Raw genomic sequence first — 15832 nt, 5'->3', positions numbered from 1 at the left:
CCGCCGGAGCAGCGCGGCTTCCTGGAGGCGCAGAAGAAGGTTCAGCAGGACTCGCAGATCATGAGCACGATCACGAACCTGATGAAGAAGATGGACGAGATGGCGATGGCGGCCATCAACAACCTGAAGTAGTCGCAGGCAGGTTGAGTGGTTCGCTCCGGCCCCGCGCTGGTGCTCCTTCGGGGGTACTGGTCCGGGGCCGGCGGCGTTTGGGCGACCTGGGGACCCCTGGTGGAGATCCAGAAACTTCCCTAGCCTTGCTGCCGATAACCTTGAAAACCGCATTTTGAACGAGGTTGCCTCATGGGCTCCAACACCATCTCCCGCACCCCCGCCGCATCCCCCACGGTCCGGACCAGCGCCCCGACGCAGGCGAACCCGGCCGCTTCCAACCAGGCCATGCGCGAGCTGAACACCATCAGCACGCAGCTCAAGCAGGCCTCCACGCAGCAGCCGGCCGCGAAGCAGGCCTCGGCTGGGAACGCGCAGCAGGCGGGCCGCCAGGCCGTGAACGACCTGTCGCAGCAGTACCTGGGCATCCTGAACGAGACGTCCGGCAAGCGCGCGCTGGAGACGGCGCAGGGCAAGGTCGACGCGTTCGTCGCGGCCAACCCGAACGCGACCCCGGAGCAGATCCAGGCCGAGGCCAAGAACCAGCTCAACAAGGCCTCCTCCGCCGAGTACATCTTCAAGTCCATCATCGACAAGTCGATGAACGACATCATGGCGAAGGTGCAGGAGCGGATTGACGATCAGAAGTAGTCCTCTGGCCCATGCCTTGGAAGGGTCCCCGTCTGGAACTGGCGGGGGCCCCGGGCTAGACTCCCCGCCGCTGCTGTCCCCGCCCCGGTGAACGCGCCGATGACGACTGAATCCAAGGCCACGGTGTCGAACGACAACGCGAAGCCCCTGTCTGGCCCGGAGATGCTCGAGCGGGCCACGGAGGGCTTCAACCTTTTCCAGGAGGGACACTTCAGCGAATCGCTGAGCCTCTTTGAGAAGCTCGCGTCGATGGACCCGACCGAGGCCTACTTCCAGACCGCCCTGGGCGCCTGCCACCTGGCGCTGGAGGACCTGGACACCGCGGTGGCGTGCTTCAACCGCGCCATCGAGCTGGACCCCACCGACATCACCCCCTTCGTCAACCGGGGCGAAGCCTTCCTTCGCCAGGGCCGGGTCTCCGACGCGGCCCGTGACTTCCAGCATGCCGTGTCGCTGGACCCCGAGGACCAGGACCCCCTGAGCCGTCGTGCGCGCATGCTCGCCGCCGCGGCCCTGGAGAGCTCGGACGAGGCTTCGGAATCCGAAGCCCCCGACGACCGCTCGTAGCCTGACCCGAGGCTCCCTCTCTCGCCAGGGGGAGCCATCCCCCCCTTGGGATTGGGGGCGGGCACGGACTAGGATGGCGCCCGACGATGGCCAACGCCGATCCGAACAGCTTCCTGAACAAGTACTCCGACATTGTCCTGGCGGTGGTCGTCGTGGCCATCGTCGGGATGATGATCGTCCCGCTGCCGACGCTCATCCTGGACGTCTTGCTGACGCTGAACATCAGCTTGTCGGTGGTACTGCTCCTCATCTCCCTCTACGTGCCCAGCGCGCTGTACCTGTCGTCGTTCCCGACGATCCTGCTGATCACGACGATGTTCCGCCTGTCGCTCACCATCTCCACCACACGCCTCATCCTGCTGACCGGCGATCCCGGCGAAGTGGTGGTGGCGTTCGGTAACTTCGTGGTGCAGGGCAACTTCGTCGTCGGCGCCATCCTCTTCCTCATCCTGGTGGTGGTGAACTTCATCGTCATCTCCAAGGGCTCGGAGCGCGTCGCGGAAGTGGCCGCGCGCTTCACCCTGGACGCGATGCCTGGCAAGCAGATGTCCATCGACGCGGACCTGCGCGCGGGCGTCATTGATCAGGATCAGATGAAGAAGAAGCGCCGCGACCTGGAGCGTGAGAGCCAGCTCTTCGGCGCCATGGACGGCGCGATGAAGTTCGTGAAGGGCGACGCCATCGCGTCCATCATCATCACGGTCATCAACATCGTCGGTGGCCTCATCATCGGCGTGACCCAGAAGGGCCTGTCCGCCGGCGACGCCGCGCAGAAGTACACGCTGCTCACCATCGGTGACGGCCTCGTCGGCATGATCCCGGCCATCCTCATCTCCACCTGCGCCGGCATCCTGGTGACGCGCGTGGGCGGCGAGGAGGAGGGCGCGCACCTGGGCAAGGACGTGGGCAGCCAGCTCACCGCCTTCCCGAAGGCCATCGCCATCGCGTCGGCCATGCTCGTGGGCCTGGGCCTCATCCCCGGTCTGCCCAAGATTCCCTTCTTCCTCTTGGGCGCGGGCGCGGGCTTCGGCGCGTGGACCATGATGCGCAAGCGCGACGAGGCCCTGGCCGCCGAGGAAGCGGGCCCCGCGATGGAGTCCAGCTTCGGCACGCCGGTGTCCTCCGAGCCTCCGCCCAAGGAGCAGCTCAACCCGGACTCGGAGCTGTTCATCCCCGTCGTCACCCCCATCGTCCTGGAGGTGTCCGACGCGCTGGTGCCCTTCGTGGACTCGCGGCAGGACGGCGGCAAGTTCCTCTTCGAGCTCATCCCGTTCATGCGCGACGGCCTCTTCGTGGAGCTGGGCGTCCGCTTCCCCGGCGTGCGCGCGCGTGGCAACGGCGGCCTGCCGCCCGGGGCCTACCAGATTCAAATCAACGAGGTCCCCGTCGTCACCGGCCAGGCCACCCTGGGCCACATCCTGGTGAACGACACGGTGGATCGCCTCAAGCTGATGAACATCCCCGGCTTCGAGGCCATCAACCCCGCGACGCGCCAGCCCGCCGCGTGGGTGCCGGAGCAGTTCCGGGAGACGCTCGAGTCCGCGGGCCTCACCACCTGGGACGTGCCCGGCTACATCATCCTGCACACCGCCGCCGTGCTGCGGAAGAACGCCCGCGAGTTCGTGGGCGTGCAGGAAACGCAGACGATGCTGGAGCAGCTGGAGAAGGCGTTCCCGGCCATCGTGAAGGAGGTCGTCCCGAAGATCGTCAACGTGCTGAAGCTGACGGACATCCTCGGGCGCCTGGTGGAGGAGGAGATCTCCATCCGCGACCTGCGCGGCATCCTCCAGGCCTTGTCGGAGTACGGGCAGGTGGAGGCCGACAACGTCATGCTCACGGAGCATGTCCGCGCCTCGCTCCGCCGCTACATCTCCCACAAGTACGCGCGCGGCACCGGCACGCTGGTGGTGTACCTGCTCGACCCGAACATCGAGGAGGCCATCCGCAGCTCCATCAAGCGCACCTCCGCGGGCGCCCACCTGGCGCTGGAGCCGGAGATCGCCCAGGAAATCGTGGGCGCGGTGCGCTCCGAGTGCGGACACCTGCCGCCCAGCGCCCAGCGCCCCGTCATCCTCACGGCGATGGACATCCGCCGTTACGTGCGCAAGCTGCTGGAGTACGAGTTCAACCCCTCGTTCTCGATCCTCAGCTACCAGGAGCTGTCGCCCGAGCTGAACATCCAGCCGGTGGCGCGCATCTCCTCCGGCCGGTAGTCCGCCGGGGCCTCGTGCCCCTGCGCGGGACGCGCCGCCTCCGCCGGGGACCCCCGGACGCGAGGCGGCTCCACTCGACTTCCCGTCACTGTGTGGAGGCGGCCCCCATCCAGGGGCCTGCCCGTGCCGCGGCGCCGCTCAGGCGCCCGCGAGCACGGCGATCATCAACACCAGGAAGCTCAGTCCCACCACGCCCATGACGATGAGCGGGACGAGCTTCTTCTTGTCCGACAGCGCTCCCATGCTGGCCGCGGGTTCCGGCTCGGGCTCCGGCTCCGGCATGGCTTCGCCCATGGAGCCGTCGCCTTCGGGCGAGGGCTCTTCGGAGGAGGCCGCGGATGAATCCTCGGAGGGGGCAGGCTCCTCCGGCGGCGGGGGGGCAGGCTCTGGTTCAGGCTCCGGCGGGGGCGGCTCCTCACGGCGGGGCGGGGAGGGCCGCGGCGGGGATGGAGCCGGCGCGCTGGCGGGGCTCGGCTCCGCGGAGAGGCTCACCGCCGGCTCGTCGGGGGGCTCGGCGGGGTCGACGTAGACGAAGCGGGTGGCGCCAATCTCCAGCTCGTCGCCGTCCTTGAGCGCCTTGCGGTTCACCCGCTTCTTGTTGACCTTGATGCCGTTGCGGCTGCCCAGGTCCTCCACGTGCGTGCCGGACCAGTCGCGGCGCACCTTGGCGTGCTTGCGGGAGACGAGGTCGTCCTTGAGGATGACGTCGGCTTCCTTCTCGTCGCGGCCGAAGACGTGCTCCTGCGCCTCCGAGATTTCGATGCGCTGGCCCTCGCGCGGGCCGTTCATGTAGCGCAGGAAGCGCTCCTCGCCGCCCGCGAGGCCGCGCATCACGTCCTTCACCATGCCGCGCGCGATGAAGGACGTCTTGTCACTCACGTCCGGGGCGATCTCCACCACCTTGTCGAAGCGGACGTCGTACTGCGCGATGGCGATCACGTCGCCGTTGCGCAGCAGCTCCTTCTCGCCCTTGGGCAGCGTCTTCCCGTTGATCTTCGTGCCGTAGGCGCTGCCCAGGTCCTCCAGGAAGTAGAGGGTGCCTTCCTGGCTGATGCGCGCGTGGTTGCGCGACACCGCCTGCTGCGGAAGCACCACCTGGCAGGTCTTGTCGCGCCCCAGGGTGATGACGGAGTCGTCGAGGACGACCTCCTTCCCGGAGGCGCCTCCGGCCTCGCTGCGCTGCGTGACGGTCAGACGGACGCTCATCGCGTGTGTCGCTACCCGAAGGGACGGCTAGAACGAGTCGTTGGCGAGGAATCTCTCACACGCCTGATACTCGGTGGGGAATTCCTCGGAGGTACCAAACTTCATGAAGTTCTTGCACGCCGTCTGTGCGTGGGTCTGCTTGTGGGCCTCCGAGAAGATCTGGAACAGGCCGAAGTGGCAGGGCGCGAACTTGGCGTCCAGCTTCACGCACTTGCGGTAGGCGGCTTCCTCTTCGGTGAGCAGGCCCTTCTCGCGGTACTGGCGCGCGAGCAGGTACATGGCCGGGGCGCTGTTCTCCGCGGTCTGCGTGTCCTTCAGCTCCTTGAGCGCGGAGTCCGTCAGCGCCACCTTGCGCTGGGCGACGGCGAGGTTGTTGAGGCAGCTGGAGTTCTTCTCATCAAGGCGGGCGCAGTTGCCAAAGGCCTCGCGGGCCTCCGCGAAGCGGCTCTGCTCCATCAGCACCGTGCCCAGGTCGTGCCACACCTCCGCGGAGTCCGGGGTGAGCTGGGCGGCCTGCGAGATGTGCTCGAAGGCCGTCTCCAGGTCCTTCTCCTCGTAGGCCATGATGCCCAGGTTGTGGTGGGCGTTGGCCACGTTGGGGTTGACGGCGAGCAGGGTGTCGAACTCCTTGCGGGCCTGCTTCGTCTTGCCCATCTTCATGAAGGTGAGGCCCAGGTCGTAGCGCGACTCCAGGTTGTCCGGGTTCACCTGCAAGGCGCGCTTGAAGTTGTCGTGGGCCTTTCCGTAGGCGCCTTCCTCCAGGTAGAGGACGCCCAGGTTCTGGTATGCCTGGAGGTGCTCCTGGTTGAAGCGCAGGGCCTTGATGAAGAACTCCTTCGCCTTGCCCTTGTTGCCCGAGTACATGGCGATGAGGCCCTTGTTGGCCCACAGGTCCGCGTACTGGGGGGAGAACTCCAGGCCCAGGTTGCAGTAGGTCTCCGCCTTCTGCAGGTCCCCGTTGGCCATCTCCTGCGCGCACAGCTCGTTGTTGATGAGCGCCCGCTCATGCGGCGGGGGCGTGCTGAGACAGCCCGTGGTGGTGGTCAGGGCAGCGGCGGCGGTCAGGGTCAGGACGAGGCGGCGAAGACGCATGGCCGACCGAGTGTAGGAGAGCGCCACCCCATCAGGCAACGGCGGCCTTGTGCTGAATCAGCGCTGTTTTCCAGGGGTTATGCCGGCGGTAGAGTGCCCCGTCATGCGGACCTACTTTTGTGCCTTTGGCTTGCTCGCCGCCCTCCTGGGAGCGGCTCCTGCTCACGCGCAGTTCTCCAACCGGAGCCTGGGGGTGTCCCTGGGCTACATGGACTTCAACCGCACCGCGGGCCTCGACAAGACGCCGTTCCTCGGGCTGGACGCCAGCCTCTACGTCGAGAACGGCTTCGAGGTCGTCTCCCTCTCGAAGTTGATGTTCCCGACGGACACCTACGCCAGCCCGAAGAAGCGCGTGGTGGGGTTGGCGCCGTCGCTGGGCATCCGCTACCTGCTGATGGAGGAGTCCATCCGCCCGTACATCGGCACGGACATCAGCTACCTCATCGTGTTCAAGGAGAGCATCAGCAACTTCGTGGGCATCGGGCCCAACGCGGGCGTCGACTTCTTCGTCACCGACTCCGTGAGCCTGGGCCTGCGCGTGCAGTACAACTTCTACATCGCCCTCAACGAGGATACGCAGAAGTCGCTGACGGGTTCGGTGGGCGCGGCGGCGTACTTCTAGGCGGGGGCGCGGACCTCCCCGGGCGCTGCGCCGGGGCGGGCAGCAGGGTGGCGGCGACCAGCAGCGTCCACTTCTCATCGGAGAGGTGGGCGGGCTTCTCCATCGCGAGCGAGTCCTGGAGCCGGGCGCCCAGCGCGGAGAACAGCGTGAGGCGGGCCTCCATCCGGAGCTCCTCTCGCCGCAGGGCCGCGGACAGCACCACCTCCCGCTCCTCGGTGGACAGCCGCTTCACGCGCGAGACGAACAGCGGATCCGCCAGGAGGCCCTCTTCGCCCCGGGTCTCCAGCGCGGAGGGCACCTTGAGGCGCCGCTCGCGCACGACGATGGTGCCGGCGAGCAGGTCCCCCAGCCGCTGGTGCGAGCGCGACAGCAGCGCCACCGAGCCGCCCACCAGGTAGAGCAGCGGCAGCCGGTCCACGACGCGCGCCAGGTTGCGCAGGGCGGCGTGGTAGAAGCCGATGCGCACGCCGCTCTCCTGGATGACCCGCAGGGACATCACGCGCTTGCCCACCGTCTGGCCCGCCCACGCGGTCTCCAGCGCGATGCCGTAGCCCCAGTCCACCAGGAAGTACACGACGATGCCCAGCGCGCTGGCGAACCCCGGGAAGGCCACCATCCCCACTTGGAACACCAGCAGCACCGACGCCGTGGCGAAGGCGACGATGAGCGCGTCCAGCAGCCACGCCAGGAACCGCGCGTACACCCCCGCCAGGGTGAAGCGGAACTCCACGTACTCCGGGGTCAGCACCGTGTGGGTGCCGTCGAGCAGGGTGTCGTCGGGAGGCGTCACGGGGCGGCAGTGTACGCCACGCGCCCCCCATCCCGTGGGCGCTCCCACGACGGATTTTCCGTGGGAGCCGAAATCACTCTGGAGCCCGGACGCCGCCGGGCAGGCAGGCGTCCAGGCCCAGCCGGAGGGCAGATGCGGGGCGGACTGGAAGAGTGTTATTCGTGAATAGCGGGCTCCCACGCTATCCTGTCCGCATTCCCGCGCCCGTGGCCTCTTCTGAAACCTCATCCTGGAACCGCCGCGTGTTGCCCGCGGGCGCCTTCCAGTTCGCGCTCATCGCCGGGGTGACGCAGCTCAAGACGTCCGCGAACGCGCTGGTGTTGTCGCGCTTCGAATCGCAGGCGCTGCCGTACCTCTACCTGCTGGGTGCGCTGATGACGGCGACGCTCACGCTGCTGCCGCGTGGCCGTCCGGACGCGCCCACGGAGTCCCCGGGAATCCTCACCGGGGTGGGTGGGGTGCTGGCGCTGGGGCTGGCGGCGGCGCTGTCCGCGGGGCAGCGCATGCCGGCGCTGGCGCTGTACCTGTTCGCGGACTGCTTCAGCACCTTCGTGTCGTTCCGCTTCTGGGGCCGCATGGCGTCCGCGTTCGACGCGCGCGAGGCTCGCCGGGCGTTCACGGTGCTCAACGGCTTTGGCATGGGCGGTGGCATCGCGGGCGGCCTGCTGGTGCAGGCGCTGGCGGTGCGGCTGGGTACGCCCCTGGTGGTGGTGAGCGGCGCGGTGAGCCTGCTGGCGGCGGGCGCCATCTTCCACCACCTGCACCGGTCGGAGCCGCCCGTGCCCGCGCGCGCTCGCTCGCAGGCGGCGTGGTTCCCGGCGTGGAGCTACCTGGGGGAGAGCCCGTACGCGCAGGTGCTGGCGGCGCTGGGCATCGCGTTCGCGGTGGTGTCGTCCTTCGTGGACTACCTGTTCCGGCTACGCGTGGAGGGGACGCTGAGCGAGGACGGGCTGGCGGCGCTCTTCGGGTCGCTGCAGCTGTGGATTGGCCTGTTCTGCGTGGCCTTCCAGCTGCTGGTGGCGGAGCGGCTGCTCAAGCGCATGGGCCTGCTCATGTACCTGGCGCTGGTGCCGCTGGTGCTCGCGCCGCTGGCGGGCGCCACGCTCGTCACCGGGCAGCTGTGGCCGGTGCACCTGTTGCGGCTGGTGGAGACGGCGGTGAGCTACTCCATCCTTCCGGTGGGCATCCAGCTGCTGTACGCGGCGGTGCCGGACGAGCAGCGCGAAGGGCTGCGCAGCGCGGTGGACGGCCTGTTGCGCAAGGGCGGCGTGGTGCTGGCGGGCCTGATGCTCATTGGCGCGGGCCGGGCCGCCACCGGCGTCACCATGGCGGTGGCGGTGGTGTTCCTGTGCGCCGCGCTGGGCCTGTTGCTCGTGCGCCTCAAGCCCGCGTACCTCACGGCGCTGGGCGAGCAGGTGGGCGCGCACGAAGAGGAAGAGGTGGAGCTGGGCGGCGAGGCGCAGAAGCTGCTCGTGGAGGCGCTGGGCGCGTCCACGCCGGAGCGGGTGCTGCGCGCGGTGGACATGCTGGAGCAGGCGGAGGCCGCGCCGCTGCGCCACCACCTGGCCGCGCTCTTGAGCCACCCGCATGAGCGCGTGCAGGAGCGCGGCGTCACGCTGGCCCTGTCCATGGATGCGCGGGAGCTGGCGCCCATGCTGGAGCGGCTGGTGGAGGAGGGGCCCCGGCGCCCCCGCGACCAGGCCGTGTGGGCCCTGGCCCGCCTGTCGCCGGAGCGCGCGGAGCGGCTCCTGCCGCCGCTGCTGACGAGCCCCGACGTGGGCCTGCGGTCCGCGGCCATTGGCGCGCTGATGCGCACGCAGGGCAACTCCGCGGCGCTCGAGTCGCTGCGGGAGCTGTTGTCGAAGGGAGACCACGCGCCCGTGGCCGAGCGGCGCGAGGTGGCGCGGCTCCTGGGCCGGCTGAAGGATCCGCGCTTCGCGGGGCCGCTGTCGCTCTACCTGGAGGACATGGACCTCTCCGTGCGGCGCGTGGCGCTGGTGGCGGTGGGCGAGGGCGGCTACGTGGAGCTGGCGCCGCGCCTGCTGCCCTTCCTCACCTGGCGCGAGGAGCGCCCGGCCGCGCGCGAGTCGCTGGTGCAGCTGGGCGACGCGGTGACGCCGCTGCTGGAGCTGCAGCTCAACAACAAGGCCGCGCCCCTGGCCATGCGGATGCAACTGCCCCGCGTGCTGCGCGGCATCGGGACGTCGGCGGCGCTCAACGCGCTGCTGTTCTCCAACGTGCGCGACGACGCGGGGCTGCACTTCCGCATCGGCGCGCAGCTGTCGCGGCTTCGCGAGGAGCAGCCCGACCATCCGGTGGACGTGGACCGCATCCACGAGGCCCTGGGCCGCCGCCGCGACACGTACCGCCAGCTGGTGGGCGCCTTCCGCGACGTGCAGGCGGCGCTGGGGCCGCAGTCGCTGCTCACCCGCGCGGTGGGCGACCGGTTGGACCAGGCGCTGGAGCTGTCGTTCTTCCTCCTGGGCCTGCTGCATCCGCCCCAGGCGATGCGGCGCATCCACCAGCACCTGGTGGGCAATGACTCGCGCCGGCGGGCCTATGCGCTGGAGCTGCTGGAGAACCTGGTGGCGGTGGAGGAGCGCGAGCTGGTGATGGAGCAGGTGGAGGCCCACCACCGCGAGCTTCCGCCCGGCGCGCCGGGCCGGCTGTGGCGCCGGCTGGCGGGGCTCGTGCAGAGTGAGGACCTGGTGCTGCGCGCGTGCGCCCGCCACGTGGCGCGGGTGAACGGCCTGGACGTGCTCCCGCAGGAAGGTGACATGAGCGATACCATCGTCCAACGGATGTTCGCGCTGGAGGGCGTGAGCGTCTTCTCGCAGAGCGACGTGGATGACATCGCCGCCATCGCGGAGGTGGCGCGCGAGGCGTCATACAAGACAGGTGAGCGGCTCTACAGCCAGGGAGACCCGGGCGACGCGCTCTACGTCATCGTCGAGGGCGCGGTGGACGCGTTCCGCAACGGCGAGCACGTGCTGCGCTTCCAGGCCAAGGAGGCCATCGGCGAGGTGAGCCTGCTCGACGGCGCGCCGCGCCCCACGGACATGGTGGCCGCGGTGGACTCCCGCGTGCTCGTCATCGACCGGCGCGACTTCCTGGACCTGCTGGCGGACCGGCCGGAGCTGCTCACGGGCTTCTTCCGCTCCGTGAGCCAGCAGCTGCAGAGCGTCATCGACCTGCCGGCGCGGCGGGAGGAGGGCCAGCGGCTGGAGCTGGGCGCTCCACAGCAGCCGCACGCGCCGCTGGAGGGCATTGGCGGACTGCCCCCCGAAGGCAACGCGCCCTCCGACGTCTGAGCTCAGTCCCCCGCGCTGTGCGGGGGCGGCGAGTCGCCGGGCTTGAGCGCGGGGGGCTGCTGAGGATCCAGGCCAATCAGGTGGGCCGAGGCCACCGGGATGAACGGCCGCGTGAAGCAGCGGAAGGGCGGGATGCTCCCCACGAAGCGGGTGAACGCGAGCCCCGCGAAGACCCAGGGCTGCCGCTCCACGCACGCGACCGGCGAGGCGACGGGCTCCGTCCTGCGCGTCATCACCGCCGCGTACCAGCGAAAGAGCCCCCAGCGCAGGAAGGGCAGGCCACGCGCCATCTGGGCCCAGCCGCGCAGGAACCAGGAGGGGCGCGTGACGGGGGCCACCCAGGCCCGGTCGCTCTTGGCGGCGGTGAAGACGATGAGCCACCAGAAGCCCCAGAGGCTGCTGAGCGCGGTGAACGCGGGCTTGGCCCAGAGCACGGGCGTGGTGATGAGCGCCAGCGCGGGGAAGCCCATCGCGAAGAGCATGAAGGCCCTCCAGCGGCGCTGGAGCTTGGCTCGCATCCAGGGGAAGTTGAGGCGCACGCGCGGGATGATGTCCGGGTCCTCGGGCGGCACGCCCGTGGCGAGGCTCGCCTCGCGGGAGATGGCCGTGTGGTAGTCGCGCGACAGGGCGACGACGATCCACTGCACCGCGCTCAACGAGCCGAAGAACAGCGCCCAGAACTCCCAGCTGCCCAGGAAGAAGACGCCTCCGCGCAGCGTGGGCGCGTCGATGTCGAGCCCCTTCTTCTGTTTCTCCCGCTGGACGCGCGGTCCCTTGGTGGCCGCGGTGTCCCGTGCCGCTTCCGCGTCCCGCGCCGCCTCCGCGACGGCGGCGCGGATGGTGGTGGCCAGCTCGTCGCCCAGGGTGTCGCCGTCGTCCGCGGCCTTGTCGGCCGCCTCCTCGGAGTCAGCGCGATCCGCGGCATGCTCGGCGGCGTTCTTCGCGGCCGCCTCCGCCGCGTCCGCCGCGATTTCCGCGGCCTCGTCCAGCGGCATGGCGCCCTGCTTGCCCGAATTGACGGCCTCCGCGATGAGCGCCGCCACCGCCTTGGTCACGGCCACCGCCTCGTCCTTCTTCATGGCGTCGCCCCGGCGCTCGCGGGCCTTCAGCGCGGCGTCCAGCGCCTTCGCCCGCGCCTCGATGCGCGCCTCGGCCCGGGTGCGTGCCTCCTCGTTGAGGGGCGTCCGCTCGTGGGAGGAGGGCACCCGCTCGTGATTCGTGCTGTCGCCGACCTCGTTGAGGGCCCATGCCCCGGCGATGGCCAGCAGGAACGCCGTCTGCAGCGCCGTCACCCGCACGTAGGTCGCGCGCACGGCGGGGTTCGCCAGCGTGGTCCGGGCGATGTGGAATGGCAGCGTCACGCCATAGAAGAACTGGCGGATCCGCCCCGGGGGCAGCTGCCCCTTCGCGGACTGGAAATGCTCCGCGCCGCCGCGGACCTCGCCCCACAGTTTCCAGGCCAGGTTCCGGCCGTGGGGGGCCTCCTGGCCGGTGGGAGTCCCGCCGTCCGTTTCATCTCGTAAAGGCTTGAAATCCTTGCCTTTCATGCCCGTCATTGCGTCACGCTACCACGTCGGGGATGTGCTAAAGGCCCGGCCGTGAACCCGAACCTTCCCTCGCTGCGTCCCTTCCGTCGTCCTTCCCGCCAGCTGTGGCTGTCGTCCGGCGCGCTGGTCCTCGCCCTGGGAGCCCTCGCGGGTTGTGAAAAGACTCCCCCGCCGGCTCCGCCCCCGCCCCCCGCGGCGGAGCCCGCGAAGCCCACGGTGCCCTCCGAGGTGACGGTGCTCGTCACCGGCAGTGCGCGTGGCCAGCTCCTGCCCGTCGAGGGCAAGGGCGGCGCCGCGGAGCTGATGGGCCGCTGGGTCAATGACGAGAAGCACTGTGCCGGTCCGCTGAAGGGTGGCCAGGCGACCTGTCCGGATGCCGGCACGCTCGCCCTGACGACGGGCGACCTGTGGACGGGCCCGGCCATCTCCTCGTTCTTCCTGGGGGCTCCGACGGCGGAGGTGATGGGGCACATGGGGTATGCGGCCTCCGCGCTGGGCAACCACGAGCTGTCGTACGCCAAGGACTCCTTCATGAAGAACCGCGCGGCGGGGGGCTTCCCCTTCCTGGCGGCGAACCTGAAGGTGACGGACGAATCGCTGGCGAAGGACCTGGCCATGCCGGCGTTCCAGGTCTTCGACCGCCGGGGCCTGAAGGTGGGTGTGGTGGGCCTGACGTCGCAGAAGACGGTGCGCACGGCGATGTCCGGCCGCGCGGAGGGCCTGGAGGTGACGCCCAACGAGGACGCGCTGGCGACCGCGGTGCCCGAGGCGCGCAAGGCGGGCGCGGACGTCATCGTCGTGGTGGCGGACCAGTGCCCCACGGACCTGCAGCCGGTCGTCGCGAAGCACCCGGACTGGAAGGTCTCGCTGGTGGCCGGTGGCCGCTGCGGCGCCCAGGCCACCGGCTCCAAGACGGAGGGTGACACGACCTATGTGTCGCTGAGCCGTGGCTTTGATTCGTACGCGCGCGCGCGCTTCACGTTCGATCCGGTGAAGCCCGCGGGTCAGAAGCTGACCGGCGTGGAGACCCAGGTCGTCGAGGTGACGGGCGGGACGCCGGACGCGGAGACGGCGAAGCGCATCGCCGAGTGGCAGGCGAAGGTGGACCAGGCGCTGGGCCGGAAGATTGGCTTCACCAAGACGGGCATCGCCCAGGACTCGCCGCTGATGGCGAAGTGGGTGGCCGGCGCGGTGCGCACGCAGCTCAACACCGACGGGGCCATCCTCAACAAGGGCGGCCTGCGCAACAGCCTGCCCAAGGGCGAGGTGACGCTGGGCAGCGTGTACTCGGTGATGCCGTTCGAGAACTCGCTGCTCACCGTGAAGCTCAACGGCGAGGAGCTGGCGAAGCAGCTGGCCAACCCCGACGCGCTCGTGGCCGGCTTCACCCCGGCGGGCAAGGGCAAGTTCAAGGACGCCAAGGGCAAGCCGCTGGATCCGAAGAAGGAGTATTCGGTCGCCACCGTGGAGTACCTGTACTTCGGCGGTGACGGCTTCGACTTCGAGAAGCTGGACACGGACCCGGCGGAGACGGGCATGGCGTGGCAGACGCCCGTCGTCGAGTGGACCGAGGCCCAGGCCTCCACCGAGGCCAAGCCGCTGGAGAAGCTCATCAAGTAGCAGGCGGCCTGTCCGGAGCACCGGGGCGCCGGCGCCTTCCCTTCGCGGGGACGGCGGCCGGCGCTTCGCCGTTTCCAGGCTCGGGTAGAGTGGCCCCCATGGAGATGGCGGAGTTCATCGAGACGCGGCGCCCGCGCTGGCAGCAGCTGGAGTCGCTCCTGGACAAGTCCGAGGGTAAGGGCCTGCGCAAGCTGAGCCTGGACGAGGCGCGCTCACTGGGGCGGCTGTACCGCTCCGTCTCCAGTGACCTGCTGTGGGTGCGCGCGCGGAGCGGCTCCGCGGAGGTGAGCGCGTACCTCAACGACCTGGTGGGCCGGGCCTACGCGTTGACCTACCCGGGCACGCGGCCCCGGCTCGCGGACGTGTGGGCGTTCGTGGCGCGCGGCTTCCCGGCGCTCCTGCGCCATGAGTGGCGGATGTACGCGGCGGCGGTGCTGCTGCTCCTGGCGGGCATGGGCTTCGGCTACGTGGGCATGGTGGTGGATCCGGACGCGGCGCAGTACCTGGTGCCCGGGGACCACCTGAGCCTGGACCCGGTGAAGCGCGCCGCCAGCGAAGCAGTGGGCAAGGACGCGTCCGTGGAGGAGCAGGCCCAGTTCACGACGTTCCTCTTCACGCACAACATCGAGGTGGCCTTCCTGGCGTTCGCGCTGGGCATCACCCTGGGGCTGGGCACGGCGGTGATGCTGTTCGTCAACGGCCTGTTCCTGGGGGCGCTCGCGCAGGTGTACGTGGCCAAGGGGATGGCCGGATGGTTCTGGGCGTGGATCCTCCCGCACGGCATCCCGGAGATCTCCGCCATCTGCATCGCGGGCGCGGCGGGGCTCGTCATCGCGCGCGGCATGGTGGCGCCGGGGGGCCTGACTCGCGGACAGGCCCTGCGCAAGGAGGCGGTGACGGCGGTGAAGATGCTCTTCGGCACGCTGGTGCTGTTCGTGCTGGCGGGCTTCATCGAGGGCACCGTGTCGCAGATCCACCCGCCGAAGCTGTCGGTGGAGTTCAAGATCTCCTTCGCGCTCACCGTGGGCGCGGGCGTGTATGCGTACCTGCTGTCGGACTGGATGCGCGGAATGCGCAAGGGCGCGCGCGCGGGTGGGGCGGCGGAGCAGGCGGGATGAGCGGCGCGCCGGGTTCCATCGCCGACCTGTCCGTGCCTCCGTTGCCGCGAGCGCCGGAGGTGTTGATTGAGTGCCCGCGCTTCTCGATGGTGAAGCGGCGCGCGGATGGCTCCGTGGACTTCGTGTCGCCCGTGCCATGCCCCTACAACTACGGCTCCATCCCGGGCCTGCGCTCGGATGACGGGGACCCGTTGGACGCGGTGGTGCTGGGGCCGCGCCTGCCGCGGGGGATGCGCTTGCGCGTGCCGGTAGTGGCGGTGCTGGGCTTCATCGACGCGGGGAAGGGCGACCCGAAGGTGGTGTGCGGGACGCACCCGATGACGCCCGCGGAGCGCGCCGGCCTGGAGCGCTTCTTCCGCGTCTACGCCCTGTTCAAGCGCGGCCTGCACCGCGTGCGCGGCGACGTGCCCGACACGCGGTTCGTGGGCTGGCTTCGTGAAGGCCCCGAGGCCTGACGCCTCACTCCAGCACCCGGCTCATCCGCAGGAGCCGGTTGAACTTGAGGCCCTGCTGCTTCGGCCCCATCCACTCCTCCGGCAGGTAGCCCATGCGCGTCCAGAAGCGGTGGGCGGGCGTGTTCTGTTCCAACACCGCGAGCCTGACCCGGCGGCCGCCATGCGCGCGCACGTGGGCTTCGTAGGCGCGCACCACGGCTTCGCCCCGGCCCTGTCCGCGCGCCTCCGGAGCGAGGAGCAGGATGCCCAGGTACCAGTCTCCCGGGACGGGGTAGTCGCGCAGCGCTTCGATCATGCCCGCGAGTCCTCCGTCCGCTGTCCGCAGGGCCAACAGATGGCCCTGGCCGGGCGCGAGCCCGGGAGGGCGTCCGCTGGGAATGTCGCGTGCCTGGCCCGGCAGCGCCGGGCGGCCGTAGGTGAGCTGGAGGAAGTCCTCGCAGCGCTCGAGCAGCGGCTGCATGGACCCTGCCTCCGCGTCAGGGATGGCCTCCGCGGCGAGGTCGCCTGCCTGGAACACGATGGCCATGGT

At 70.0% G+C, this 15832-nt stretch carries 13 protein-coding genes; 8 read left to right on the top strand and 5 right to left on the bottom strand.

The features are described from left to right. Positions 1 to 303: 303 nt before the first annotated feature. The 3 genes from FOF48_RS06210 to sctV all read left to right on the top strand — a co-directional run bounded on the left by FOF48_RS06210 (position 304) and on the right by sctV (position 3542). Positions 304 to 762, top strand: a complete 459-nt coding sequence (locus FOF48_RS06210; RefSeq protein ID WP_143899244.1) for a hypothetical protein — start codon at positions 304 to 306, stop codon at positions 760 to 762. A 99-nt stretch (positions 763 to 861) separates the two neighbouring features. Then, positions 862 to 1329, top strand: a complete 468-nt coding sequence (locus FOF48_RS06205) for a tetratricopeptide repeat protein (protein WP_143899243.1) — start codon at positions 862 to 864, stop codon at positions 1327 to 1329. Positions 1330 to 1415: 86 nt separating this feature from the next. Further along, on the top strand, positions 1416 to 3542 hold the full coding sequence (gene sctV / locus FOF48_RS06200) for a type III secretion system export apparatus subunit SctV (protein ID WP_143899242.1): 2127 nt from the start codon (positions 1416 to 1418) through the stop codon (positions 3540 to 3542). 138 nt (positions 3543 to 3680) lie between these two features. On the opposite strand, the gene FOF48_RS06195 is transcribed toward sctV, so the two are convergent. Further along, the gene (locus FOF48_RS06195) at positions 3681 to 4748 is read right to left on the bottom strand and encodes an FHA domain-containing protein (RefSeq protein WP_143899241.1); all 1068 of its coding nucleotides are present in this window, start codon (positions 4746 to 4748) and stop codon (positions 3681 to 3683) included. Between the two features lie 27 nt (positions 4749 to 4775). After that, a complete protein-coding gene (locus FOF48_RS06190; protein ID WP_186001806.1) occupies positions 4776 to 5840 on the bottom strand; it encodes a lipopolysaccharide assembly protein LapB in 1065 nt (354 codons plus the stop codon). A gap of 103 nt (positions 5841 to 5943) precedes the next feature. Between FOF48_RS06190 and FOF48_RS06185 the strand changes: the two genes are divergently transcribed. Further along, complete coding sequence (locus FOF48_RS06185; RefSeq protein WP_143899240.1) at positions 5944 to 6462, top strand: outer membrane beta-barrel protein; 519 nt, start codon at positions 5944 to 5946, stop codon at positions 6460 to 6462. Here FOF48_RS06185 and FOF48_RS06180 read toward each other — a convergent pair. After that, positions 6404 to 7252, bottom strand: a complete 849-nt coding sequence (locus FOF48_RS06180; RefSeq protein WP_143899239.1) for an RDD family protein — start codon at positions 7250 to 7252, stop codon at positions 6404 to 6406. The genes FOF48_RS06185 and FOF48_RS06180 overlap by 59 nt on opposite strands. Positions 7253 to 7458: 206 nt before the next feature. Here FOF48_RS06180 and FOF48_RS06175 point away from each other — a divergent pair, with 206 nt between their 5' ends. Continuing rightward, on the top strand, positions 7459 to 10563 hold the full coding sequence (locus FOF48_RS06175; protein WP_143899238.1) for a cyclic nucleotide-binding domain-containing protein: 3105 nt from the start codon (positions 7459 to 7461) through the stop codon (positions 10561 to 10563). Between the two features lie 2 nt (positions 10564 to 10565). Here FOF48_RS06175 and FOF48_RS06170 read toward each other — a convergent pair whose 3' ends face one another. Continuing rightward, positions 10566 to 12110 (bottom strand): hypothetical protein, encoded by a 1545-nt coding sequence (locus tag FOF48_RS06170; protein ID WP_143899237.1) that lies wholly within the window; start codon positions 12108 to 12110, stop codon positions 10566 to 10568. A 51-nt stretch (positions 12111 to 12161) separates the two neighbouring features. Between FOF48_RS06170 and FOF48_RS06165 the strand changes: the two genes are divergently transcribed. From FOF48_RS06165 to FOF48_RS06155, 3 genes are all read left to right on the top strand, one after another. After that, entirely contained in the window at positions 12162 to 13730 is a 1569-nt protein-coding gene (locus FOF48_RS06165) for a bifunctional UDP-sugar hydrolase/5'-nucleotidase (RefSeq protein WP_255441958.1), read from the top strand. Between the two features lie 98 nt (positions 13731 to 13828). Further along, on the top strand, positions 13829 to 14848 hold the full coding sequence (locus FOF48_RS06160) for a stage II sporulation protein M (protein ID WP_143899236.1): 1020 nt from the start codon (positions 13829 to 13831) through the stop codon (positions 14846 to 14848). After that, entirely contained in the window at positions 14845 to 15303 is a 459-nt protein-coding gene (locus tag FOF48_RS06155; RefSeq protein ID WP_143899235.1) for an inorganic diphosphatase, read from the top strand. The genes FOF48_RS06160 and FOF48_RS06155 overlap by 4 nt, the downstream gene beginning before the upstream one ends. Before the next feature lie 4 nt (positions 15304 to 15307). Here the strand turns inward: FOF48_RS06155 and FOF48_RS06150 are convergent, their stop codons facing one another. Beyond that, positions 15308 to 15829: a GNAT family N-acetyltransferase gene (locus FOF48_RS06150; protein WP_143899234.1), complete on the bottom strand. Its 522-nt coding sequence runs from the start codon at positions 15827 to 15829 to the stop codon at positions 15308 to 15310. Positions 15830 to 15832 lie beyond the last annotated feature (3 nt).

Source organism: Corallococcus sp. Z5C101001 (assembly GCF_007352635.1).
GTDB classification, from domain to species: domain Bacteria; phylum Myxococcota; class Myxococcia; order Myxococcales; family Myxococcaceae; genus Corallococcus; species Corallococcus silvisoli.
This window is presented reverse-complemented; position numbering and strand designations above follow the sequence as displayed.

Coding starts and splice junctions, on each gene's coding strand:
- FOF48_RS06195 (WP_143899241.1), bottom strand. CDS start 4,748: ATGAGCGTCCGTCTGACCGTCACGCAGCGCAGCGAGGCCGGAGGCGCC.
- FOF48_RS06205 (WP_143899243.1), top strand. CDS start 862: ATGACGACTGAATCCAAGGCCACGGTGTCGAACGACAACGCGAAGCCC.
- FOF48_RS06185 (WP_143899240.1), top strand. CDS start 5,944: ATGCGGACCTACTTTTGTGCCTTTGGCTTGCTCGCCGCCCTCCTGGGA.
- sctV (WP_143899242.1), top strand. CDS start 1,416: ATGGCCAACGCCGATCCGAACAGCTTCCTGAACAAGTACTCCGACATT.
- FOF48_RS06190 (WP_186001806.1), bottom strand. CDS start 5,840: ATGCGTCTTCGCCGCCTCGTCCTGACCCTGACCGCCGCCGCTGCCCTG.
- FOF48_RS06160 (WP_143899236.1), top strand. CDS start 13,829: ATGGAGATGGCGGAGTTCATCGAGACGCGGCGCCCGCGCTGGCAGCAG.
- FOF48_RS06155 (WP_143899235.1), top strand. CDS start 14,845: ATGAGCGGCGCGCCGGGTTCCATCGCCGACCTGTCCGTGCCTCCGTTG.
- FOF48_RS06170 (WP_143899237.1), bottom strand. CDS start 12,110: ATGAAAGGCAAGGATTTCAAGCCTTTACGAGATGAAACGGACGGCGGG.
- FOF48_RS06210 (WP_143899244.1), top strand. CDS start 304: ATGGGCTCCAACACCATCTCCCGCACCCCCGCCGCATCCCCCACGGTC.
- FOF48_RS06150 (WP_143899234.1), bottom strand. CDS start 15,829: ATGGCCATCGTGTTCCAGGCAGGCGACCTCGCCGCGGAGGCCATCCCT.